This window comes from Neoakkermansia glycaniphila (assembly GCF_001683795.1).
Lineage (GTDB): Bacteria > Verrucomicrobiota > Verrucomicrobiia > Verrucomicrobiales > Akkermansiaceae > Akkermansia > Akkermansia glycaniphila.
This window is the reverse complement of sequence record NZ_LIGX01000020.1, coordinates 1-23,449: the sequence shown is the minus strand read 5'-3', so window position 1 is coordinate 23,449 and position 23,449 is coordinate 1. Positions and strand designations below refer to the sequence as shown.

The 23,449-nt window shown below is 57.6% G+C and carries 14 protein-coding genes; 7 read left to right on the top strand and 7 right to left on the bottom strand.

The features are described from left to right. Positions 1-3: 3 nt before the first annotated feature. From metF to AC781_RS05760, 3 genes are all read right to left on the bottom strand, one after another. Positions 4-957, bottom strand: a complete 954-nt coding sequence (metF, locus tag AC781_RS05770) for a methylenetetrahydrofolate reductase [NAD(P)H] (protein WP_067774907.1) — start codon at positions 955-957, stop codon at positions 4-6. Positions 958-979: 22 nt separating this feature from the next. After that, complete coding sequence (locus AC781_RS05765) at positions 980-1,750, bottom strand: hypothetical protein (RefSeq protein ID WP_067774904.1); 771 nt, start codon at positions 1,748-1,750, stop codon at positions 980-982. A 130-nt stretch (positions 1,751-1,880) separates the two neighbouring features. After that, complete coding sequence (locus tag AC781_RS05760) at positions 1,881-3,245, bottom strand: tetratricopeptide repeat protein (protein WP_172801837.1); 1,365 nt, start codon at positions 3,243-3,245, stop codon at positions 1,881-1,883. 136 nt (positions 3,246-3,381) lie between these two features. Here AC781_RS05760 and AC781_RS05755 point away from each other — a divergent pair, with 136 nt between their 5' ends. The 3 genes from AC781_RS05755 to AC781_RS05745 all read left to right on the top strand — a co-directional run bounded on the left by AC781_RS05755 (position 3,382) and on the right by AC781_RS05745 (position 6,208). Further along, positions 3,382-4,080, top strand: a complete 699-nt coding sequence (locus tag AC781_RS05755) for a pseudouridine synthase (protein ID WP_067774897.1) — start codon at positions 3,382-3,384, stop codon at positions 4,078-4,080. Next, positions 4,077-4,847, top strand: coding sequence for an RluA family pseudouridine synthase (locus AC781_RS05750; protein ID WP_141675780.1), 771 nt, complete (start codon positions 4,077-4,079; stop codon positions 4,845-4,847). The genes AC781_RS05755 and AC781_RS05750 overlap by 4 nt, the downstream gene beginning before the upstream one ends. Before the next feature lie 68 nt (positions 4,848-4,915). Continuing rightward, a complete protein-coding gene (locus AC781_RS05745) occupies positions 4,916-6,208 on the top strand; it encodes an ankyrin repeat domain-containing protein (protein ID WP_172801838.1) in 1,293 nt (430 codons plus the stop codon). Between the two features lie 12 nt (positions 6,209-6,220). Here the strand turns inward: AC781_RS05745 and AC781_RS05740 are convergent, their stop codons facing one another. Beyond that, positions 6,221-7,282 (bottom strand): glycosyltransferase family 2 protein, encoded by a 1,062-nt coding sequence (locus AC781_RS05740; RefSeq protein ID WP_067774891.1) that lies wholly within the window; start codon positions 7,280-7,282, stop codon positions 6,221-6,223. 225 nt (positions 7,283-7,507) lie between these two features. On the opposite strand from AC781_RS05740, the gene AC781_RS05735 reads away from it, so the two are divergent. The 3 genes from AC781_RS05735 to dnaA all read left to right on the top strand — a co-directional run bounded on the left by AC781_RS05735 (position 7,508) and on the right by dnaA (position 11,013). Continuing rightward, positions 7,508-8,317 (top strand): CPBP family intramembrane glutamic endopeptidase, encoded by an 810-nt coding sequence (locus AC781_RS05735; protein ID WP_067774888.1) that lies wholly within the window; start codon positions 7,508-7,510, stop codon positions 8,315-8,317. Next, on the top strand, positions 8,314-9,210 hold the full coding sequence (gene thiL, locus AC781_RS05730) for a thiamine-phosphate kinase (RefSeq protein WP_067774885.1): 897 nt from the start codon (positions 8,314-8,316) through the stop codon (positions 9,208-9,210). The genes AC781_RS05735 and thiL overlap by 4 nt, the downstream gene beginning before the upstream one ends. Positions 9,211-9,618: 408 nt before the next feature. After that, entirely contained in the window at positions 9,619-11,013 is a 1,395-nt protein-coding gene (dnaA, locus tag AC781_RS05725; protein ID WP_067774882.1) for a chromosomal replication initiator protein DnaA, read from the top strand. 93 nt (positions 11,014-11,106) lie between these two features. Here dnaA and AC781_RS05720 read toward each other — a convergent pair whose 3' ends face one another. From AC781_RS05720 to AC781_RS05710, 3 genes are all read right to left on the bottom strand, one after another. Beyond that, on the bottom strand, positions 11,107-13,203 hold the full coding sequence (locus tag AC781_RS05720) for a hypothetical protein (protein WP_071133155.1): 2,097 nt from the start codon (positions 13,201-13,203) through the stop codon (positions 11,107-11,109). Positions 13,204-13,431: 228 nt separating this feature from the next. Continuing rightward, positions 13,432-13,566, bottom strand: coding sequence for a hypothetical protein (locus AC781_RS14360; RefSeq protein ID WP_281241769.1), 135 nt, complete (start codon positions 13,564-13,566; stop codon positions 13,432-13,434). 143 nt (positions 13,567-13,709) lie between these two features. Further along, the gene (locus tag AC781_RS05710) at positions 13,710-15,713 is read right to left on the bottom strand and encodes a beta-N-acetylhexosaminidase (RefSeq protein WP_281241785.1); all 2,004 of its coding nucleotides are present in this window, start codon (positions 15,711-15,713) and stop codon (positions 13,710-13,712) included. Positions 15,714-16,100: 387 nt separating this feature from the next. On the opposite strand from AC781_RS05710, the gene AC781_RS05705 reads away from it, so the two are divergent. Then, the coding region (locus AC781_RS05705; protein ID WP_141675779.1) for an autotransporter outer membrane beta-barrel domain-containing protein at positions 16,101-23,449 on the top strand (7,349 nt) is incomplete at its 3' end.

Below are 23,449 nucleotides of genomic sequence, written 5' to 3'. Positions count from 1 at the left end.
GATTTATGATAATTTTTGTTGAAGGGATGCGGCGGCCTCACGTGCGGCTTTGCCGGGCGAAGAAGCCAGCCCGAGATTGCGGTAGATCTCGCGCGTGGCATAGGATTGGTTCAGGGTGTAGAAGTGAATGCCGTCCACCTCGGCGTCCAGCAATTCGGCACACTGGGAAGAAGCGTATTGGATGCCGACCTGTTCGATGGCGGAAGGATCGCCTCCGGCCCGAAGAAGAGCCTTGAGCAGCCGGGCCGGGAAGCAGGTGCCGCCCGACAGTTCGGCCATGCGCTGCATGCCGTTGATGCTTGTAATAGGCATGATGCCGGCGATGACGGGCACATTGATGTCGACGAGGCGGCAGCGGTCCCTGTAATCGAGGAACGCGTGGTTGTCAAAGAAAAGCTGCGTACAGATGTAGTCTGCACCTTCATCCACCTTCGCCTTGAGGTAGTCCATTTCCTTGAGGCGGTTGGGTGTATCGGGATGCCCTTCGCAGAATCCGGCCACGCCGATGGTCAGGGGCTCCTGAATGCGGTTGCGCTCTTCCCATCTGCGGATGAAGCTCACCAGCTCCGCCGCATGGTGGAAGGCATCCCGGGAGGGATCGTACCCACCCTGCCGTGGAGGATCGCCGCGCAAAGCCAGTACGGCCTTGGCTCCTACCCTCACATAACCTTCTATAATATTCTCCAGTTCCTCTTCCGTATGGCCCACGCAGGTGAGGTGCGGCACCGTAGGTATCTGCCGCTCCTGCTGGATACGCTCTACAAGGCTTCGAGTCAGCTCGCGGGATGATCCTCCCGCACCGTACGTCACACTGACGAAGCTGGGCGAGTACGGCTCCAGCTCGCAAATGGTGCGGTGCAAGGATTCGGCCGCAGCCGGGGATTTCGGCGGGAAAAATTCGAAGGAGAAACAGGGAGTCCGGTCAAAGAGGCAGGATTTGGCGACGGTATCAGACATGTATGCAGGAAGAAAACGGCGTTCAGGGAAGTGCGGGCGTCAAGGGAACCTCGACGACATCCGACATTTTGGAATTTCCCTGCGGAAGGGCAGCCGGAGCCGGAGTGGCTGCGGCAGGAGCCGCGCTGTTGAGAGAAGGAAGATCACTCACCTGGGGAAGCGGCGAGATGATGACCTTGTCGCCCACTTTGGGATCGGAGGCCATGGAGGCAACCTGCATCATCGTCGGGTTCGTGATCAGATCGACTTTTTTCATGGCTGCACTGTACAGGCCGGATTCCGGATCGAAACGCTGGAGCACCAGTTCGCAGACGATGCCGCCGAACCGGGAAACCGCCAGCACCTGCGATGTCGAAAGTTCCTGATTGCCTTGCGGCTGCAGCAGGACGATGTTGTTTTCCTTGTCGTAATAGGATACGACAGCAACCGGAGCAACATTCTCAGCCGTAGCGGCAGCCGGTACCGAAGAGGAACTGGCAGAGGCGCCCTTTTTCAGGACTTCTTCCTCTTCTTTTTTGAGTTCAAGTTCTTTACGAAGGCGTTCGATTTCCGCCCTGTCCTTCGCGGCCTGATCTTCCTTCAGGATATCTGTACCCGATTGAGTCGCCGCTGCCGGAGCATCCTTCTTTTCGGAGCCATGGGTAAGGAGCTTGTCATAGTGGGAGCTTTCCTGCTCCCTCTTCTGTTCATCGCTGATTTGCTGGGTCTTGGGCAGAAGGAAGGCGACAATCCAGAACAGAACCCCCAGGGCAACAGCCAGGAAGACAAGGATGGTGACGCGAAAACTATTCATGCGAAAAAATCTAGCAGATTTGCCGTTCATTGCAAGTCAAGAATGAGCCATTCCCCGCCCATCCGAAAAAAAGGACGGCAGCCGCATGAGGGCTGCCGAACGTAAAACGGAACCGGATGGCCGGGAACAATCAGGCGTAGGCGGATTCCACGCGATGGGCCACGTCCCGGTAGCCGTAGTCCGCATCGTAAATCACCTTGAAGCTGTCGAGAGCCTTGTCCTTCTGCCCGAGGTGTTCGTGCAGGGTGCCCATCAGGTACAGGATTTCCTTCTTCGTATCGTCCATGTTGAAGAGTTCGGCATTGGCTTCTTCAAGCTGGCGGAGCGCAAGGTCATACATATTCTTGGCTTCGTAGCACTTGCCGAGCATCAGCATGGCGCGGATGCGGAGGTAGGGATTGTTGCGCGCACGCTGGAGTTCCGGAATGGCATCGGAAAATTCTCCTGCATAGAAGAGAGCCTGCCCCAGATTGAAGCGAAGCTGCGGGTCGGTCGGATTGCCTTCCACGCGGGCCTTGCAATCCGTCACCTGTTCAACGGCGCGTTCGCGGCGTTTCTCGGCAAGCCGGGCCTGTAACTCCGCATTGTCGGGATTGGCTCCGGCTGCCTTTTCCAGTGCCACGAGTTCGCTGTTCAGCATGTTTTCACGCATTTCCAGCGCCTTGGCCTGGATGGATACGTCGTTCGCGCTGAGGGAGAATGCATAGCTGTAGAAGGAATAGGCATTGGCCCAGTCTTCCATCTGTTCGTACACGGAGGCGATATCGCGCACGATGGCAAGATTGCTCTGGTCGGCCGCATAGCGTTCCGACAGGCGGGCAAGCCGCTGCTCCAATTCGGCACGCGTCAGGCCGAGCTTGTCGGCGTTGTCCAGATCGGCCGTTTCGGCGGCATTTTTCATCACGGATCGGAAATCCTTGGCGTTTTCCCAGTTCTGGGAGCGCATGGAGGCACGGGCCGTACAATCCTTCTCGCCCTTGATGGCCACCGTATCGTTCGGGTCCACCTGCAGCACACGGCGGTAGGCATCGGCGGCCTCGGCAAACTGCTCGTTCTTGATATAATGGTTCGCCAGCAAATGAAGATATTTCTTATTGGTAGAATGCCCCTGGCAAATCGTTTCGAGGGCGAAAGAGGCAAGATCCGTCAATCCCAGCTCCATGGCTGCATTGTACAGCATTTCATTGGCCTGCAGGGAGAACGGATCGTTTTCCAGATCGTCTTCCACGGAGGTAAGCACCGCATCGGCGGCCTTCTTCAGCGTGGTCAGGCGCATGCCGCCGAACATGGTCTTTTTCTTCGTCTCGGGATTTTGCTTGATCTCACAGGCACGCAGCACCTTGCGGCCTTCAAGAAAGCCGGGGGCATCCTTGACAAGAGCCTTCAACAGGCTGATGGCATAAGGATAGTTTTTTGTTTCGACGGATTGGCAACCTTTCAGCCAAAGATCCGACTGCCGGGGTGTAAGTTCCTGTTCGGTGACGATGGAGATCATAACGAGTGTGAGAGGTAAAAAGACACAAAGACAGGAGCACGTCATTGCGCGCCATCTATGTTGTGAATGTATCCTATCACGATGGGGATGCTATTTCAATCTTGTTTTTCTTCATTTTTATGAGAAAACTTCCTGCATGATACGTTTCGACGCACTCCTGTCACGATTCGGCTACTGTTCCCGCCGCGAGGCTTCCGGATGGGTGAAATCCGGACGAGCCATGCACCGGGGGCAGCCCGTTCGCAACGTCTCGGAAAAGGTCGATCCTCATGATGTTCTGATCGACGGGAAACCCGTTCCGTTCCCGGACGGAATCTACATCGCCCTCAACAAACCGACGGGTTGCACCTGCAGCCACCGCGAAGAAGGAGAGCTCGTGGACGATCTGCTGCCCCCGTCGTGGTTGCGGCGCAATCCCTCCGTCACCACGGTCGGCCGGCTGGACAAGGACACGTCCGGCCTCCTTCTGATTACGGACGACGGTCAATTCGTCCACGACATGACCTCTCCCAAAAAGCACGTGCCGAAAATCTACGCATTCACCACATCGGCGCCCGTACCGGAAGAGGCAGTCGCCCTGTTCGCCTCCGGAGAATACATGCTCCACGGCGAGGCGACGCCATGTCTTCCTGCCGATCTCGTGCTGACCGGGGAATGCTCCGGCACACTCACCCTGCACGAAGGACGCTACCATCAGGTACGGCGCATGCTGGCGGAAGCGGGCGCGCCCGTCGTCACCCTGCGCCGTACGCATATCGGCACGCTCTCGCTGGATACGCTCGGACTGGAAGAGGGGGAATGGAAGGAAATCGACCCCGCTTCCATCCGCCCATGAAGTACGACATGCCCATTGCCGTTGAAGCGGACTTCTCCGTATTGTACGAAACGGAGGACTTCCTCGCAGTCTCCAAGGCAGCCCCGCTTCTGGCGCATCCGACCGGAGAGAAAAACGAACCTACGCTCTGGCATGGCCTGCGAGAACTGCTCGCCTACGAACTGGCCACGGGAGGCCAGATATCCCTCGTCAACCGCCTCGACCGGGAAACGAGCGGCATCACCCTCGTCGCCAAAACCCTGCGCGCCGCCCGCGAACTCGGCAAGGCCATGCAAAGGCGCGAACTGCACAAGGAATACATGGCCCTCGTCCTCGGCCATCCCGCATGGCGCAGCTGCACCTGCGAAGAGCCCATCCTCAGCCAGAGCAGCGTCCGCCCCTCGCGCATCCACGTCAAGCAATGCTGCCATCCGGACGGCAAGCCTTGCTTCACCTCTTTCCGCGTACTCAAAACGATTCCCGCCACACGCAACCTGCCTGCCATGTCCCTGATCCGGTGCATACCTCGCACCGGGCGCATGCACCAGATCCGCGTTCACCTCGCCCATCTCGGCCATCCCATCCTCGGAGACAAAATCTACGGTTTCGACGAAACCTGTTACCTCGACTTCATCGCCGAAGGCTGGACTCCCGACATGCACCGCAGGCTGCACCTGCCCCGCCATGCTCTGCATAGTTGCGCCCTCTCGTTTCCATGGCGCGACGAGACTGTTCGCATCCACGCCCCCCTGCCCGAAGACATGGCCGCGCTGTGCCGCAGGCAATGACGCATGAAGCAGAGTTCCTTTTCGTTTTTTCCTTGCCTTCCGCCATCTCCGTGCCATCATGGTTGCGTATGACCACATCTACCCTCATGCTGACCATCGGCGCCGTTCTGGCAATCGGCGTCCCCTGCCATGCCGGCAAACTTCCACAGGCCGAACGCCTCCGAAGCGAAGCATACCAAAAGCTCCATCCCGACAAAAAAATCACGCCCGTAGAACTGCAGCAGGCGAAACAATCCATCGAACGATTGGCAGCCAAGCTCAGCCAGCTCGAAGCGAAAACCGCCGATCCAACCCAAAAGCAACACCTCGGCACACAACAGAGATTCTGTGAACAACTGTCTCTCAACCTCGATACAATCGTGCGCCGGAGCACCATTCATGCTACCTTACCGGACGAAACCTTTACCGCCCTGCACTTTGCCGTCTGTCTGGGATTGATCGACGTTGCCGAAATGCTGATGCAACATGGAGCCGACCCCAATGCCTTGCTGGATCCCTCATCGGAACGGCCTCTCTGGTATGCCTGCCGCTGGGATCAACCGGAAAGCATCCGGTTGCTGCTCAAGTACGGCGCCAATCCCGACGATATCGACGCCCAGGGTACAACCTGCCTTTTCGAAGCCGATCCCGACGAAGCCCGTATCCTCATCGAAGAAGGAAAAGCCAAACTCCAAACCACAAGCCGATCGCCGATGGATCCGGCATCCGTGTTGCACGGAGCCTGCAGCGGCACAGTCCCATGGACACACACCCAAATGAAGGACAGAACTTGCCGCTGGGAATTTTTCCGGGACAAAGTCAACCGGGACCGCATCGACCCCGGTTACGTCAGATACCTCATTGAAAAAGGTTGCGATGTCAACTTGGGCAACGGCACGAAAGGTACACCTCTTCACCGAGCCGTCGATACCAACCTACCCGACATCGCCGAAATCCTGCTGCAGCACGGCGCCGATCCCAATGCCACCGATGAACACGGCACGACTCCCCTGCTCATTACCGCCAAATACGGCGATAGCGGCATAGGCAAGCTGCTGTTGCAGTACAAGGCAAATCCAAACAAGGCCGACAAAAATGGCAAGACACCTCTGTACCAGGCAATCAGCCAAAACGCAACAGACGATCAACAACGTCTGGAAATGGCCGAACTCCTGTTGCAAAGCAAGGCCGACCCGAACGCTGCCGACGAACAGGGTACGACACCTTTGCATCTTGCCGCCCGTGCCGACGACTTGCCGCTGGCACGCCTCCTGCTCCACTATAAGGCCGACCCATCCTTACGCACCCAAAAAGGTAAAACCCCGGCGGACGAAGCGGGCTCCAATGCCATGAAAGCCCTGCTGACCTCCCCGACCCCTTAAAGGCAACCTCTCTCAGTGCGCGCCACGGTGGGCGGATTTCTTCACACGCAGGCCGAATACCTTCACGCGGCGCGTATTGCCCTTGTACGTCACATCGTAGAACGGCGACAGCGAACGGCGCAGCAGATACCGGCCCACGCCCCGGGAGAGGGCTCGCAGGTTGAGAATATCCTTCTCTTCCAAAAACTGGTTATCGCCTTCGTTATCCGAAAAATGTTTCTTCGTCTCCTGCGACATGCGGTGGAGAAAGCCCAGCTTGTACTTCAGGGCGATCCGTTTCAGGTTCGCCCGGTACACCTCATAGCTGCGTTTGAAAAGAATATCGCGAATCTTCGTATTGCCTTCGCACGCACTGTTGAAAAAGGCTCTCATCTCGTCCGTCTCGTCGAAAATGCAAAACACCTTGTGCTTGCTGTTCATGGACGAGTTTTCATTGTCGCGGCGGTAATTCAGCAGCACATCCGGTACGACGCAGATTTTCTCCAGCTTGGCAAGTACCTTGAAGGAGAAAGACATATCCTGAAACGACGCTCCCGGCGTTTCCAAAAAGCGGATACCGTTCGCACGCAGCCAGTTCAAATCGTACAAGGCGGCCCAGATGGCCGGATTGCCGGAAAATATCTGGGGGCGGTCAAGCGGGCAGAACACCTGCTCGCTGCGCCAGCCGCGCGGGAATGAGCACTTTTTACGGTTGCCGTCGGTCCAGTAGTCGAACCACGGGCACAGCACAACGGGCACATCGTGCTTCTGCTGCGCCGTCATCAGGATTTCGTACATGCGCGGTTCGATAAAATCGTCGGATTCCACGATGCCGAGGTAATCGCCTGTGGCGGCATCCATCCCCATATTCATCGTGTGCCCGTATCCGGCATTCGGCTTCGAAATCACTCGCACGCGCGAATCCCTCGACCGGTATTCTTCCAGAATGGCCAACGAACCGTCGGTCGAGCCGTCGTTGACGCAAATCACTTCAAGATTCTCATACGTCTGCTCCAGAATCGATTCCAGACACTCCCTCAAATAGGAAGCGACATTGTACACGGGGACAACAATGGATATCAGAGGCGAAGGCATGAGACGCAAGCGTGCTGACTGAACTCAACACGCCCAGCCTATTTGATACGCGCAAGCAAGTCAAGAAAGAAGATGTAACAAAACAATCGGCAGACAATATCCCGTTCAGCATGTCCCACCATCCGGCGGAGTCTTTGCATGCAAGCGCTATGCGTCGGGCCTCCCGTCCGCTTTCGATTTTTTGCTTGTTTTACCTGGCATGCCTGCTACAATCGCCCGGCATTTATGAGCGAATTTCTTCTTCCGTCGATCATCCCGGCGAGCATGCTCTCGCAAGCCGACGGAACGACTCCGCTTTCCTCATGGCAATTCCTGATCCAGTGCCTGACGTGGGACATCCTCATTGCCTGCATCCTGTGGAGCATCGGCCGCCGCATCCTGAAGCCGAACAGGGCCGAGCAAAAAGGCATACCCACCTCCGGCTTCACTTGGGCGGACAATACGGTCGCCCTGTGCATGTGCCTCTGCATGCTGCTGGTGAACGTATCGACCTTCGCCATCTTTGCCATGTTCATCCTCTTCCGGATGTTCACCCCGCCCGTGCGGGAGATGTACAGTTGGAAGCTCCCCTCCGCCGTATCCACCATCGTATGGATCGTCGGCATATCGCTGGTCATTCGTCTTGGTACGGGGCTCATGGAAGAAAGCGGCCTGATGGAATGGATATGCAATCGCACAGGCGCGCCTGAAGAACAGGCCGTCATTAAGGCTCTACGCACAGGCGATGCCGAAGAACAGATGCGTATCGCATTCTCCGCCATCCTCCTTGCCCCTCTGCTGGAGGAAATCTGCTTTCGCGGCTATCTCTACCCCATTCTCAAGCGATACATCCCCGCCATATGCGCCAACATCGGGGTATCCTTCTTCTTCGCCTTCGTGCATAACAGCCTGGGACAAGCCCTGCCTCTGGCTCTGATCGGCTTCCTGCTGACCATTTGCTATGAGCGCACCCGCACCCTGCTCGTTCCCATCATGGCGCACGCCGTCTTCAATGCGACGACCATCGCCTATCTTCTGATCTTCGGTACTTCATGAAACTGGACGAACTCGGTGAAAACGCCTTTCTTCGGCAGCTTCTGCCGGGCCTCCCCGGCAATGAGGAACTTCTGGTAGGGCCCGGAGACGACTGCGCCGTCGTCACCCGCGATGAGCATTGGGATACGCTGCTGAAAACGGATGCTCTCGTCGAAGGCGTCCACTTTCTCCGGGATACCGATCCGTACCTCATCGGACGCAAAGCGCTCGGACGCGCCTTTTCCGACATCGCCGCCATGGGCGGCGACCCTGAACACGCCCTCGTCACCATCCTCGTGCATCCCTCCCGGCAAGTCGAATCCCTGCTCCGGCTTTACGAAGGACTTTCCTCCATGGCTGCCGCCTATGAAGTCTCCCTGGCAGGAGGAGAAACCTCCTCGCTTCCCTTCGACGGGCTGGCTCTCAGCGTCACTGTGACAGGACGCGTCCTTCACGGAAGAGTAGTCCTGCGTTCCACCGGAAAACCCGGCGACCTCCTCTGCGTCACCGGTCGGCTGGGCGGGTCCCTCGTTTCCGGCAGGCACCTCGACTTCACGCCGAGGCTGAGGGAAGCGCGGATACTGTGCTCCAACGGACTCCTTCCCACGGCCATGATGGACTTGTCGGACGGCCTCGGCACCGATCTCCCCCGGCTGGCAGAGGCCTCGGGATGCTCCTACAAACTGAATCTTGAAAGCCTTCCCCTGCACCCGGGTTGCACGATCGAGCAAGCCCTCGGAGACGGCGAAGACTACGAACTCCTTTTCACGATCGATCCCGAGTTCGAGGATCACCTTTTCCGCGTCCAGGGACTGTTCTTTCCCGAGACCCCTGTCACGGTCATCGGACGCCTCGTTCCACGCGGCTCCGTCGCCCCTTCCATCCCTACTGGATGGCAGCATTTTCAGGCATGACGCCCGACTTGTTTGTTGGATTATTCACAGATTGTTCCACAAAAAATAGTTATGTTTTTTAACTATTTTTATTTCATTAACTCATTCATTGTATTTATATTGTAATTTTTATTCACAAAGAAACGACAACTTGTTCACAACTTATTCACATATCTTTTCACACACTCGAAAGAAAGAATAATAATCAACTCTTCCGAAATAAAACCAATTGCAAGCCTAAAAAAAAAAAAGGCGTGGAACACGCATGGAACGTCCGTTTTCATGCCGAGAAATTCCGGGTAGAAAAAAAGAGATTTTCTTTTTCTCCGGATAGAGCTAATTTCGCCTTCCCGACACTTGGCGGGCTTGCGACCGACACGGCTGCGCCCCCCTGCTCTGCGACAGATTTACACCATCGACATACTGACCATGCAACACTCTGCTCACACCCCCGTGCAATCGCTGTCCGATCTCTGGACTCGCATGCTGGACGGTCTCAGGGAACGAATCAATGCCTACGGCTTTGAGAGCTTCGTTTCCAAGCTGACCCTTCAGAACGACACAGGCACACACCTCGTGATCGCCTACCCCGCAGACATGTGCATCGACTGGGTGGAAATCAACTACGCCGACCAGATTCGCGACCTCGCCGCCCAGTTGCTCGACGGCTCCCGGCAGTTGACGTTCGAACGGGTCTACGACGGTACGCAACCTGCCCCCGCCGTGGAACAGTCCACCGAAGAAGCGCCCCCAGCCGCCCGCAAGGCAGGCAAACCGCGCCGCTCCACCCAGACCGTCAACAGCCAGCTGAACGAGAACTACCGTTTCGACAATTACATCGTCGGCCCCAATTCGGAATTCGCCCACGCAGCCGCCATGGCCGTGGCCCAGTCGCCGAAATCCATCTACAACCCGCTCTTCATCCACGGCGATTCCGGCCTCGGCAAAACGCACCTGATGCAGGCCATCGGCAACGCCATCAAGGAGCGCGACGAGAATTGCAGCGTGCTTTACATCTCCAGCGAAGAGTTCACGAACGATTACATCGCGGCCATGACCAAGAAGGGCGACCACCTGTCCAACTTCCGCAAGAAATACCGCAAGGTGGACGTGCTGCTGATCGACGACGTGCAGTTCCTCGGCGGCAAGGAAAAGACGCAGGACGAATTCTTCCACACCTTCAACACCCTCTTCGACAGCCAGAAGCGCATTGTCCTGAGCGCAGACTGCCCAGCCCACGAAATCACCAAGCTGGAACCGCGCCTCGTCTCCCGCTTCGAAAGCGGCCTCACCGTCAGCATCGCGCCGCCCAGCCTGGAAACGCGCATCGCCATCCTGCGCCACAAGCAGATGCAGTGGAAAGTCACCATCCCGGACGATGTGATCGAATTCCTCGCCAAGAGCATCACGCGCAACGTCCGCCGCCTCGAAGGCGCACTGACCCGCATCAGCATCTTCTCTTCGTTCTCGGAGCGTACTCCCACCGTCGCCGACGTGAAGGAACAGCTCAAGGACATCCTCCGCGAAGAAACATCCACACAGGTCAGCATCGACGAGATTCAGCGCCGTGTTTCCGAGCAGTTCGACATCCGCCTGTCCGACATGAGCAGCCGCCGCCGAACGGCCAACATCGCCCATCCGCGCCAGATCGCCATGTACCTCAGCCGCCAGTTGACCGGCAGCTCCCTGCAGGACATCGGCGAAGCCTTCGGCGGCCGCGACCATGGCACCGTCATCCACGCGGCCAAAACGATCGAACGCAAGATGAAAACCGATCCCCAGGTGCGCAGCGTCGTCGAGAAAATGACGTCCATGTTCACCTGAACCGAACCCCTTATTTGCATGTATGGTGAGAAAGGGCGGAAGAGACCATCTCTTCCGCCCTTTCATCGTATCCGAAGATAGCGATCGAACCTCTTACTTTCCGGCTTTCCCCGTACTGCCGAAAAGTGCTTCACATTCAAGGACAAGCTGCCCGTATTCGGGAGAAGCGGGATCCGCCTTCTTTTGCAGGGCCTGCAGGATGGACAACCTCTTTTCGACACTCATCGCCTTCCTGTTCCAGATACGATCGGCCCATGCACGGCCTTCGGCCAGATCAAGAGCAGGCAGAGCTGCCGCCAGCAGTTCGGCGGCCGCAGCCGGATACAAAGGAGAATGGTAATCCGGGTACCGCTGCAGGGCGTAGCGCGCGGCGGCGGCCCTCCAGGGAAGATCCCTCGCAAAGATGATGGACTGGCAGAACGTATCTCCGAGCGGGTAACGTTCGAGATACCCCTTCTCCTGCTCCTGATTTCCCGCTGCTTGCGCGCTCTGCCGTTCCAGCTCCTCCAGCATGCGAGCCATCTTCTCCAGAAGAGGCTGCACTTCGTCTTCGCGGGCATAGGAGAGCTGGAGCAACAAACCGTCTGCCAATCCTCTCGATCCCATCCCCTTGCACCGTGCCGGGTCCGTGATGGCGGAAAAGACCGGGTCATCGATGCGCACGGGGCTCTTTTCCGCAGCGTAGGGGATACCTGCAGCGAGAGGATACCCCGCAGCCAGTTCCGCCTTGTACAGCTTCTTGAGCCGCGCTTCAGCTTGTTCCGCTCCGATGATGGCCCGGTACAAGTGGTAAGAATACGTACCCTTGCATTCGTCGATGATGCGGCCGGCACACCATGCTCGCTTGTGTGAATCATCCATTTCGCAGGCCGTTTCATAAGCCTGTTCATAACATTGCATCGCTCGCAGATAATCGGCTCTTCGGGGATCGTCCGCCGCCTTGGGATCAAGGCCGCCAGCCTTCTCCCTGAGGTAATCGCCCCATGCCATGTAGGCGGTGCAAACCATACCGGAATTCCCCGTCTCGCGCCCCTTGTCGACAGCTGCTTGCAGGGCTTCCTGAGCCTTCTCCGACTCCTTGCGACCCATGTAATAAGAAAAACGATTGTTGAAATGCTCCCATGTATCCGCTTTCGGCTCAGCTTTCTGCAACATGCCTTCGAAAGTGCCCGCACCGCTTGTCTTCTGCATGGTACCGAGCGTATTCCACACCTCGACCGCCCTCATGGCATCCACTCCCTTGCCGAATCCCTCTTCCGCGTATTGCTGCGCATCCTGCGCCCTGCCCGCATTCAGCAGGAACGAAACGAGCCGCTGATAACGCGCACTCTTAGCCCACTGGCGAAGCGTCGCATCGTCGATGCGCATGCTGCACAGCATCCCTGCTTCTTCTATTTCTGCCGGTGAATACTCGTCGTGAAGATGCTTGATCAGGAACTCGGCTCCCTCTGTCCATTTGCCCAGCGTGGAGGCGCCCAGCAGCCATATCTCTCGGTCTTCCTCCTTTTCCGGATCCAGAAGCGAATGGAACAAGGCGATCTGAACTTTCCACTCATTGGGAGTCCTCGTCATTTCGGACATCCTCGCCCTGATCTTCGCTTTCCCCGAAGAGTCGGCAGTCGGATAACTACGCACCATGCGATCGACTTCCAGCCCCGGATCCGGCAGCAGCCCCAGATACTGGATATAAATGGAAGGATTCGCCTCGGCGAGCTTGATCAGGATTTGCATGGATTCATCCGCCGTCGTCCCCTTGTCGCGAACATCGCTCAGCAGATCATCCACATTCCCCCGGTAATCATATCCCGCAGGATGAGCCTTCAACCAAGCCCGCCTGCCCAGCGAGCGATCGTCTGAAGAATACCAGCCAAGCTCCTCGAACAGCTTCGTATCGTTGCGAAGGCTGGCCGGAATGGAGGCAAACACCTTGGCGACGCCTTCGGCATCGCGGGTCAATTCGAAAATCTGCAAAGCGGCCCGGAACTCGCCACGTGAACGGTACCCGGGCAGATCACGCAGAATATCGGCCCTCAATTGCGCCAAAGGCTCCCGGCCGAAACGGTCGAACACACGCTTGTAGGCTTGTTCCGCCGATTCCATATCCTGAAGGGCAGAAAGTTCGGATTGCGCCGCCTGCTCCTCCGCAGCGGCAAGCGGAATAAAGCATGCTCCAAGGAGCAATGCCGGCATGATACGATGATGGCTCATGATCGTCTAGTGGTGGTCAGGGGTTCGTAATGAATGAAAGCCGACGGGAAACCCGTCCGGCTGATCATACATCATAGAGACATAGGCAGGTACGTCAAGATATAAAAAACGCTACCTGCCGACTATTCCAACAATAAAAAAAGACAATGTTTTGATTGAAAATCAAAACAATTCGTCAAATAATTTCACTCCGCTCAACCGCTGCCCGATTCAGATAATATCGAAAAACACGTAGAAAATGCCGAATCCGAGAAGAGCCAGAATACCTAAAACAAGCAGCCAAACCTGCCGTTCCGTCATTTCCACCTTCTTCTTCGTTCTTCCGGGTCGAGTTCCTTTGCTCATGGGTTCGCAGAATATACCCTGCCGCATTCCTTCATGCAAGCTGAAATCGCGCATGAACCTAACGTTTAGACGCCTTTCCAAGGCACAAAAAACGCGCCGTGCCGGACAGGCACAGCGCGTTTGCAGAAAATGGTCTGCGATGTTTAATGTTCGAGATACAGGGAACCGTATGAATTCTGTCCGTCCACACCTTCCAGTTCGGCTTTCAGCGTATAGGTGACATCCTTTTTGACGGCAGGCAGCACAAGCTTGTACACGATTTCCTTCTGTTCGACACCACTGTGGCAGACATGGCGGTCTTCCGCAACGGGCGTACCGTTTTCAAGCAGCACGAGAGATTTGACGCGCAAGGCATTATTGCCACGGGAATAGACGAACGTCACGTTATTGTTGCCCGCAGCCACGTCAGGCGTTACGTTCCACTCGCAGACACCCGGCTTGATGGATTCGGGCGTCCAGTCAGCTACCTTCTTCGCATTGAACATATCTTCATGCGTCACCTTTTCCTTCACATCCTTGGCGTACTTGATGCCCGCCAGATCCATGCGCTCGTACTGGGGCTGCATGCGCTGCTTGAAGGAACGGTAATCCTTGCGTTCGGAAGGAGTCCAACCCACTTCAGCAAAGGCGCAAAGCCTCGGGAATATCTGATAATGGAGCTTGTCCGTATCGGCCACCCATTCCGTCCACATCTGGCAGCCGAGGCCGAGCACCTTCTTGTGGTACTTTTGGTCGAGGCCGGAGAAGATGGGTTCGAAGGCGTAGGCCTTGGACATGGGAATGCTGCCGTAGCTGTAGTCGAGGTACGTGGAGGAGTGCGTGGAGTTGATCACATCGTGGCCCTGCTCGATCGCCTGCTTGGCAAGATCCGCACTGCCCTTCCAGAAGTGGACGATCGCATTGCTCGCCAGCTTCTGGGTCGAAGCCGCCGCGCCCTGGCCATGAAGATCGTGGCCGAGAATATCGTTCCAGCCCATCATGCGGCGGCCCTTCTTGTCGACGATGTCGGACATTTTGTTGGTGAAATACACCTGAATGTCCGTATCCTGATTTTTGAATCCCTGCTCCTGAGCCAGCTTCTTGATGGCGGGGCTGTTCTTCCACTGGTCGAACATCACTTCGTCCCCGCCGATATGGATCACCTGCCCGGGGAACAGAGGAATCACTTCATCGAGAATGTCGGAAAGGAATTCGTACACCTTGGGATCGGACGCATCGAGAGCGGACGGCAGTTTGCCGAAATGCTCCGGCACCACGATCGGCTTCTTGTCGGTGCCGTATTCGGGATAGGAAGCCACCAGTGCGCTCACATGGCCCGGCATGCCGATCTCGGGCACCACGGTGATATTCCTGTCGGCGGCATACTTCACGATATCGCGGATCTGCTGCTGGGTATAATAGCCGCCATGCGGTTTACCCTCGCGCTTGCCGCTGCCCCAGGTACCGATCTCGGAATCGGCACGCTTGCTGCCGATCTCCGTCAGCTTGGGATATTTTTTGATCTCGATGCGCCAGCCCGCATCGTCCGTCAGATGCCAGTGCAAAACATTCATCTTCAGCGCGGCCATCTGGTCGATGATACGCTTGGTTTCCTTTTCACCGAAGAAATGGCGGGCTTCATCCAGCAGCAACGCCCTCCACGGAAAACGGGGATAGTCCGTAATCGTCACGATGGGCAAAGTCCAGCGTACGGACTTCTTGGCTTCGGGAGACGAGTTGAAGAATGCGGACGGCAACAGTTGAGCCAGAGTCTGCCCCGCATAAAAAACACCCTTGGGCCCGTTGACCTCAATGGTGACCTTGTTCGGCTGAATATCGAGCTCGTAGGCTTCTTCACCCTTGGATTTCAAGGCATCGTCCGTGCTCATTCTCACGAAGACAGGCGTCAGATTCGGTCCCAGCTTGGGTTTTGCCATGGAATCGATTTTCGAAACTTCCACTGTCGAGCCGGTACCTTCATCCAGCATTCGCTGCAGATTGAGAACCGATTCGCGCAGATTGTCATCCGAATAGAAAATGCGTGGCGTCTTCAGTTGGGTCGTTGCGGAAGTCGGATCACCGTCGGAAGGTGCCATAGCCGAAACTGGCCGGGGAATGACAGGAACATCGACGGATGCAGGAGATCCGGCCCAAGTCAAAGCCGTCATACAGAAACCAAGAATAATCGGTGATAAGTTCATTGTAAATTGAAAGGTAAAAAGGCCATGCAGACCGCTGCAAGAACCATTCGCAGTGTAACAAATGGCTATTCTCGTCGTCAAGGTAAAATCCATGATTTCTCACTGCTGCACCTTGCCGCTCAAATATTCAACATGAAAATTTTATATGATATTGCAACTCGTGAAGCATCCCGGAACAATCATTTTTTCCAACATAAACATACAAAATCAAATTACATCCAACATATACGAAACGTCTAAAAAACGAACCTCAATCTCTGGCTTGACTCCGGGAGCATATGGAATATACTGATAACTCGCTTGGTTTGTGCTCCGAGTGCGGAGCAAGCCTGTCCATATCTCTATATCACGATCATGAAACTCTGCCTCCCTCTCAAATTGCGCACGGCTCTTCTTGCCTGCAGTTCAGTTGCAGCCTGCACATTCACTCTCTCCACGGGTACTTTGGCCGTTGCTGCCATCGGTGGAATGATACTGGCCTCCCAGTCGATGGCAGCAGACAAAACGATTGCCGTGGCAGCAGACGCAGCAATGACCCAGACCTACGCCACCAACATCACCGTGGATTCCGGCAGAACGACTCTTGCCTATGGAAACAACGGTACAAGCTGGAACGCGGTGACCAATGGAAAGACTCTGACATTATCCGGCGATATTTTGGCCGGAACCGATGCAGCCTCGGGTATTCTGGATTTGCGGGCAAATTCGAATGCCAATCAACTCACCACCTTCACCATTGGAGGATCCAGTTCGGCCGGGATTGCCAAATTCAACGGCAAAATAACACTTTCCAATGAAATCTGGGGATCCGTGACCCTCAACCTGACTGGAAACAAGCTTTCAGATGCCACATTCGACTTTTCCGCAACCAACAAAAGCATTGTCGGCAATAATATATACACCCTGAATTTCACAGGCAATGCCCTGCTGTCCGGACTCCATGGCGGCGGAGATCTGCAGCCTGGGACAACCACATGCCGCGTCACGGCAGGCACGGCCGCGATCCTGACCTTGGGTGGAGCGGGTACATACAATTATCGCGGAATCTTTGGACCAGACATCGGAATCACCATGGCGGGTACAGGCACGCAGACATTCAGCGGCGTCATCGGCACAGTCACCATCGCCGGATCTACGTCCACGCCCACTGCCGCGCCCTTTACCGGAAAAATAACGGCCAATTCCGGCACACTGGCCTTCACCAACGGACTGACCTCCAATGGTGCGATTTTCCGCCTCGGAGGCGGCACCCTGACGGTCAACACCCTGACTCTGAACTCCAATTCCACGCTTGAACTGACTTCACTGAGCACGACTGCCCCCAAAGCCACATTCGGCAGCTTGGCAATGGGTACCAGCCTGATGATCGTCGATCTCGGCGGCATCGCCTCGCAGACGGACGGCACCTACAACCTTTTCTCTGTCACCGACACGGCCTTTGCCTTTAATGCATCCCTCTTCGGCACCAAAAACATCGCGGCCGGGAAAAAAGCCGTTTTTTCCTTTGCTGACGGCATCGTGAAAATGGCGCTGGCAAACAACAGCACCCATACATGGATCGGTACCGGACCTCTGGCATGGACGACGGGCGCGACGGGCTGGAACGGTACGGAAGCCTTCGATGCAGGCGATGCTGTCGCTCTGCAAGGCACAGGAACGACCAATATTACCATCACGGGAAGCGTAGCTCCTTCTTCGATCTCCATCACCAGCGGAATCTATAACATTGCGACGGCCACGGGCGGCAACGGAATCACGGGCGGAGGTACAATGACCCTCAACGGCGACAATGTCATCGTCAATCTCAACTCGGCCAATACGGGATACAGCGGCGCAATCAACGTCAGCAAAGGCATTCTGAACGCCACCGTCGCCAATGCTCTGGGCACAGGCACACTTACCGTCAGCGGAGGCACCGCCAACATCAGCAATACGCAAGGATTGACCGGCACCACCATCACAGGCGGTGAAGTCGTCATCAAATCCACGAACGCACAGGCCGGACTCGGAACCATCACTGGCACCGCCGGTAACGGCGCACTCGTCATCGACTGGACGACGGGGAACGATACCGGAACGGTCGGCTCCGCAGCACCGTCAGCCAATGTCGCAGCCTATGCGGGAGATATTATCATACGCAGCGGACGCCTTGCAGCCGGCGCTGCACTCTCCGCTTCTTCCATCTCTGTCACGGAAGGCGGCCAGCTCTATATCGGCAGCGGCACATGGGCCCAGCCGATCACCATCTCCGGCTCCGGCTGGACCGGTTCGGATGTGGCGAAGTCCGGCGCGATTCGTTTTGAAGGAGCCATTCTCAGCGGCACCTTGACTGTCGTAGGCAACAGCAGCATCCGCCTCCATTCGGGGACGGGCACCATTTCCGGCGCCATCATCGGTACAGGCACACTGACCAAAGTCGGAGGAGGCAGCCTGACCCTCAACGACAACAGCCCCGGTTTCACCGGTACGCTGGATTTCACGGAAGGCGGCACGCTGACGCTGGCCGCACGAGGCAGCGGCAAGTCGGCTCTCAATGCGGGCCACATCATCATGGGGGCCAACTCGAAACTCATTTTTGACGGCAATAACGGCAATTTCACCAGCAAGAGTACGGGAACCGTGACGTTGAAGTCGGGAGTGCAAGTCTGGGCGACCAATCCTTCTGGAGGAGCCCATTCCATCTCCATGGACTTCATTTTGGATACGGGAGATGGTTATGCAAACATAGGCGGTTTCATTTTCGGCAATGCGACATTGATATACAGCACGGTTTCCGGTACGGGCAACCTGTCAATCAAGGATGAAGGCACCGGTTCCACATACGGCAATAGTTTTGCCTTCCGCAACGGCTGGACGACCAACAGCTACAGGGGCTTGACGCTGGTCCGACGCTCGATCACCTTCGACGCCAACTCTGTGACCAACGGACTCACCCTGACGCCTTTCGGCGCCTACAATGCGGACGGCACCAGCGGCATCGCCACGATTCAAAACGGAGGCACATTGACCGTTTCGGCCAATTCGGGCACGGGCGCAGCCAATACCGCCACCCTTGCCAACGGCTTCATTCTGGACGGAGGCAACCTCACGGTCAACAACTTCGGCGCGGGTGTCATTTCCGGCTCCATCACGGTATCCGCTGCCGGCGTACTGGCATCCAACAGCGAACGCCTGACGCTGACAGGCGGGTTGAAAGGGGCGGAAGCCCTGACCTACAACAGCGGCACAGCCGGAGCTCGCCTCATTCTGTCCGGCACGGACAACAGCTACACGGGCACGCTCACCATCGGTACGGCGGCCGGCATCCAGATCGACAGCGCCGCGTCCGGGCTCTCGGGCATGTCCATCGCCACCTCGGCAGGCAAATCCGTCTTCGTCGGTGATGACAACGGCGACATCTCTCTCGACGCCACAGTGACGGGAGACGGCAGCATCTCCAAGAGCGGCACGGGCACCCTCGTCATCGCGAGCGAACATACATCCTCCTTCTCCGGAACCACCACCGTCAACGACGGTAAAATCCAGCTCGGCAACGGCGGTACGGACGGCAGCCTCGGCACCAGCACCATCGCCCTTGGCGACGGACATGCCATGGACATCAACTACGCAGCAGGCACAACCAAGCAGATTGCCAACATCATCACGGGCAGCAGCGGCATCACCCTCATCAGCGGCAATGCTTCGTTCACCGGAGACATGTCCGGCTACACAGGCATCGTCAAGGCATCCAACGGCACGAACCTTGCTCTCGCAGGCAACACATTCAACGGCAAAATCCGGCTTGAAGGCTCCAGCATGCTGAACACCTCCAACATGACGTGGAACACGGGTGCGGATGCCTCGCTCATCTACACGACCTCTTCCAACACATGGACTCTGGCCGATACCACCTTCTCCGGTACGGGTAAAATCACCATCGACGTCTCCGGAGTCACGGACTACATCAACGAGCATGAATACGTACTGGCAGTCTGGACCGGAGGCACCTGGACGGATGCCAACTCCGCCGTTATCCCGGCCGAACTGGGAGATTTCTCCTACCATGTCATCCGCAACGGCGGCACGCTCTCCATCCGCTATGCACTGGGTGCAAATGCCTACCAATGGACAGGCGACACGGAAAACGCCACACAGGGCGGCGCATGGGGGCAAGGCACGGCGCCGACGGCCACAGACAATGTTTACCTGACTGAAACCGCTTTTGTATCGACCAGCTCGACTTCCCTGACCGTCGACACCCAAACGGGACTCTCCGTCAAATCACTCAATGCCGCATTCGGACAGGCCTACACCTACACGATCGCCGGAACAGGATTCACGTCCGACACCTTCGTCAAGGGAGGAGCGGGCACCATCATCCTGAACGGAAGAAACACCTTCGGCAGCGTCACGCTGAATGCAGGCAGCACCGTCATTCACGACCCCCTCGCCTTCAATCCGGCCGCCGTCGACATCACGATGAAGGACGGAGCCGTTCTCACCTACGGAGCCAGCGCGACAGGATGGACGACCGACGTCATCTCCGGCAGCCTCAAAACGGCTGAAGGCACCGACGCCGCCATCGACATCACGGCGGACGCAGGCAGCGTCACCTGGACCCAGTATGCCGGAGCCGTCAACATCGTCAAAAGCGGTACGGGCACCCTTCAATTGAATCCCGTCGCTGTGGATGCAATCGCCACCACCATCACCGTCAACCAGGGCAGCCTTGCCATCGGCTCCGGCACCTACGCCGGAACCATCACCATGGCCGCAGCTACGAATACGCTGAGCATCACCGGAGACACCACATTCGGGCAATCCCTCACCCTGACCGCACCTCACGGCATCAGCCTTGCCGGTGGCACCCTCACCGACATGCGCACCACGATCGGCAACGACATCCGCCTCGACGGTGGCTCACTGCATTTCGGTACGAATGGCACATACGGCAGGCAACTGACCGTCGGCAGCGATGCCTCCGCCCTTTCCACGGCAGGCACGACGATTCTTGCCGGCACCATCGTACTGGAAGGAACAAATACGCTGAACCTCGATGGAGGAACATTCACCTGGCAAACGAGCGCCAACCGCGTCTCTCTCGGAGACAGCACCGTTCTCGCGTTGACGGGCGACACATCCTTCCTCAACCTCTCCATGCATGCCGGATCCAGCCTGACGGGCGCACACAAAATCACGCTTGCAGGCGGTTCGCTGAATGGAACGGTCGCAGCCGACATCGTCATGACGGGCGGAACCGACGGATCGGGTAACCTGAGCCTGAACGGCATCAATCTGTCCAAATTGACAGTAAACGGCGGTGGCAACCTGACAGGCATCACGGGTAACATCGGCGTGCTCGACATCAACCTGACCCATGGCCGCGCCACCGACTTCGGCGGCATGAACGGCGGTAAAATCACCTCGCTTCAGACCTCTGCCGGAGGAGCTCGCCTGACGGGAGTCACGGGCACCATCCACGTCGGCACGGCAGCCTTCAACTTCGGAGTCGACCAGGCGCAGCCGACGGGCGGCAACACCCCCGAAAGCGTCATCTCCGGAGCCAACCTCATCGTGGACGGAGTCCTGACCGCCAACCTCTCGGACGAACTCGTCGCCGCCCTGAAAGCACAGGCCGGAGATACGGAATTCAACGTCGGCCTGCGCGTCACGGACGGCACCCTGACGGCGGATGCCGGCAAAATCACCTACGGCAACTCCATGTCGCTGCGCATCGCCGACACGGCAATCAGCAACGGCTACATCAACTTCTCCGCCTCCTTGAGCAACATCTTCGTTGCCTCCGTCGATGGCGCGGTTACCCTGCCCGAAGCCTACACCCTGAGCGCCTACAACGCACTGGATGCATTCGAAGCCGTGCAAATGGACCACGACCTCCGCATTTCCCTGCCCGGCACCTCGCCGGACACCCATCCGGACGGCCTCGTTATGCAGCAAGTCTACGGCACGGGCACAGCCAGCAACGGAGTCACCCTCACTCTGGACAGCAGCGTGGAAGGTGAAAACGCACTCGTCACCCTGCGCAATGCCACGGCAGACACCACCTACCTCGGCAGCATCAATGCCGTCAACACCGACATCGTCAAGGACGGCGCCTATGCCCTCACCGTCGGCGGCACCTTCAAGGTAGCGGCCGACGGCAGCCTGACAGTTCGTGAAGGAGCTATCAACCTCTCCGGACAACACCGCAAGCACTCCATCGACACCTTGAACATCGGCCAGGGATCCTCCCTCGCCGTACAAGGCGCCAAGAGCCAGCTGGCCGTCAACACCCTCGACTTGCAGGGCGGCACACTCTCCATGAGCGGCTCCCAGAGCAAACTGAGCGTACAAGGCATCAACGACGGCACCTCGGGCATGATCGACCTGTCCAACCGTTCCACCCTCGACATCGACCTGGGCACCGCCCCGCTTGGCTGGTACAACGGCAGCATCGGCAGCAGCGACTCCACCGGAACCCTCAACATCAACACGGGCACGCTCGCCATCGGCACCAGCGGACGCATCGACAACGTCATCCTGAACATCGCCGACAAAAGCACCTTGAATCTGGCCACCGGAGCGGAAGCTTCCGTACGCCAGCTTCAGGGTGGAGATCTCGCCGTTCTTCAGGGAGGAGGTTCTCTAACCACCTCGGGCACAAGCTCCTTCAAGGGCGACTTGAGCGGATTCTCCGGCACGCTGGCCGTACGCGAAGGCAACCTGACCATCACAGGCATGGGCAACAGCCGAGCCTCCATCGCAGCCGGTGAAAACGGTACACTGACTCTTGACTACCGCACATGGGGAGCTTCGTACGCAAGCATGAACATCACGGGCGGCATCGTCAACCTCCTAGCGAACAACGGGAGCGGCACGAACAACCAGCTCACGCTCAGCGGCAACAGCACGGTAGCACACGGCACCCTTGCGCTCACCCTCAACACCGACCCCGTCCAGAACCTCTCCGCAGGCTACATCAACATGGCGGGGGGAGCCGCCCTCGGCTTCGGAGAAGGCAGCGTCATGCGCTTCAGCGCCAGCAGCAACTCCAAACTCATCCAGGGCACCAGCCCCGTTGAAATCGTCATCGTCAACGGCGCCACCACCGGCTCGGACAACATCACCGTCGCCTACGACCAGCTCTTCGGCAAATACTTCGATGCAGCCGGCTCCCGCCTCGAACAGCGCGGCAACCAGCTCATCCTCGTCACCGCCGCCAGCCGGTCTCCGTACTACGAAACCATCGGCCTCAGCCACAACGCCCAGGCCGGCGGCGCCCTCCTCGACCGGGCCCTCCGCACCGTCAACCCCCAGGCTGAAAACCCCGGCAGCGAACTCGCGCAAGCCATGAACGCCATCGACAGCCGCATCTCCGCGGGCAACCGCGCCGGAGCCTCCCAGCTCATGGCCGCCATCTCCGGAGCCACGGTCACCACCCTCAACGCGGCGCAGCTCGGCACCCAGGAACGCAACATGCGAGCCATCCGCAACCGCACCGTCACCATGGGAATCGACCCCTCCGTCGTCCAGCAGGACCTCCCCTACTGGAACGCCTGGGCCAGCTTCAACGGAGCCAACAGCGACATCTCGCAGAACGGAGACCAGCCCGGCTACAAACTCAGCAGCTGGGGCGGCACCATCGGAGCTGACAGCGACATCAGCCGCCACATCACCCTCGGCGTCGCCTTCACCGCCAACTACGGCAAACTCACCGCCACCGG

Excerpts from the sequence above, each read along its gene's own strand:
- AC781_RS05720 (WP_071133155.1), bottom strand. The coding sequence starts at position 13,203 with ATGCCGGCATTGCTCCTTGGAGCATGCTTTATTCCGCTTGCCGCTGCG.
- AC781_RS05740 (WP_067774891.1), bottom strand. The coding sequence starts at position 7,282 with ATGCCTTCGCCTCTGATATCCATTGTTGTCCCCGTGTACAATGTCGCT.
- AC781_RS05735 (WP_067774888.1), top strand. The coding sequence starts at position 7,508 with ATGAGCGAATTTCTTCTTCCGTCGATCATCCCGGCGAGCATGCTCTCG.
- AC781_RS14360 (WP_281241769.1), bottom strand. The coding sequence starts at position 13,566 with ATGAGCAAAGGAACTCGACCCGGAAGAACGAAGAAGAAGGTGGAAATG.
- metF (WP_067774907.1), bottom strand. The coding sequence starts at position 957 with ATGTCTGATACCGTCGCCAAATCCTGCCTCTTTGACCGGACTCCCTGT.
- AC781_RS05710 (WP_281241785.1), bottom strand. The coding sequence starts at position 15,713 with ATGACGGCTTTGACTTGGGCCGGATCTCCTGCATCCGTCGATGTTCCT.
- dnaA (WP_067774882.1), top strand. The coding sequence starts at position 9,619 with ATGCAACACTCTGCTCACACCCCCGTGCAATCGCTGTCCGATCTCTGG.
- AC781_RS05755 (WP_067774897.1), top strand. The coding sequence starts at position 3,382 with ATGATACGTTTCGACGCACTCCTGTCACGATTCGGCTACTGTTCCCGC.
- AC781_RS05765 (WP_067774904.1), bottom strand. The coding sequence starts at position 1,750 with ATGAATAGTTTTCGCGTCACCATCCTTGTCTTCCTGGCTGTTGCCCTG.
- AC781_RS05750 (WP_141675780.1), top strand. The coding sequence starts at position 4,077 with ATGAAGTACGACATGCCCATTGCCGTTGAAGCGGACTTCTCCGTATTG.
- thiL (WP_067774885.1), top strand. The coding sequence starts at position 8,314 with ATGAAACTGGACGAACTCGGTGAAAACGCCTTTCTTCGGCAGCTTCTG.
- AC781_RS05745 (WP_172801838.1), top strand. The coding sequence starts at position 4,916 with ATGACCACATCTACCCTCATGCTGACCATCGGCGCCGTTCTGGCAATC.
- AC781_RS05760 (WP_172801837.1), bottom strand. The coding sequence starts at position 3,245 with ATGATCTCCATCGTCACCGAACAGGAACTTACACCCCGGCAGTCGGAT.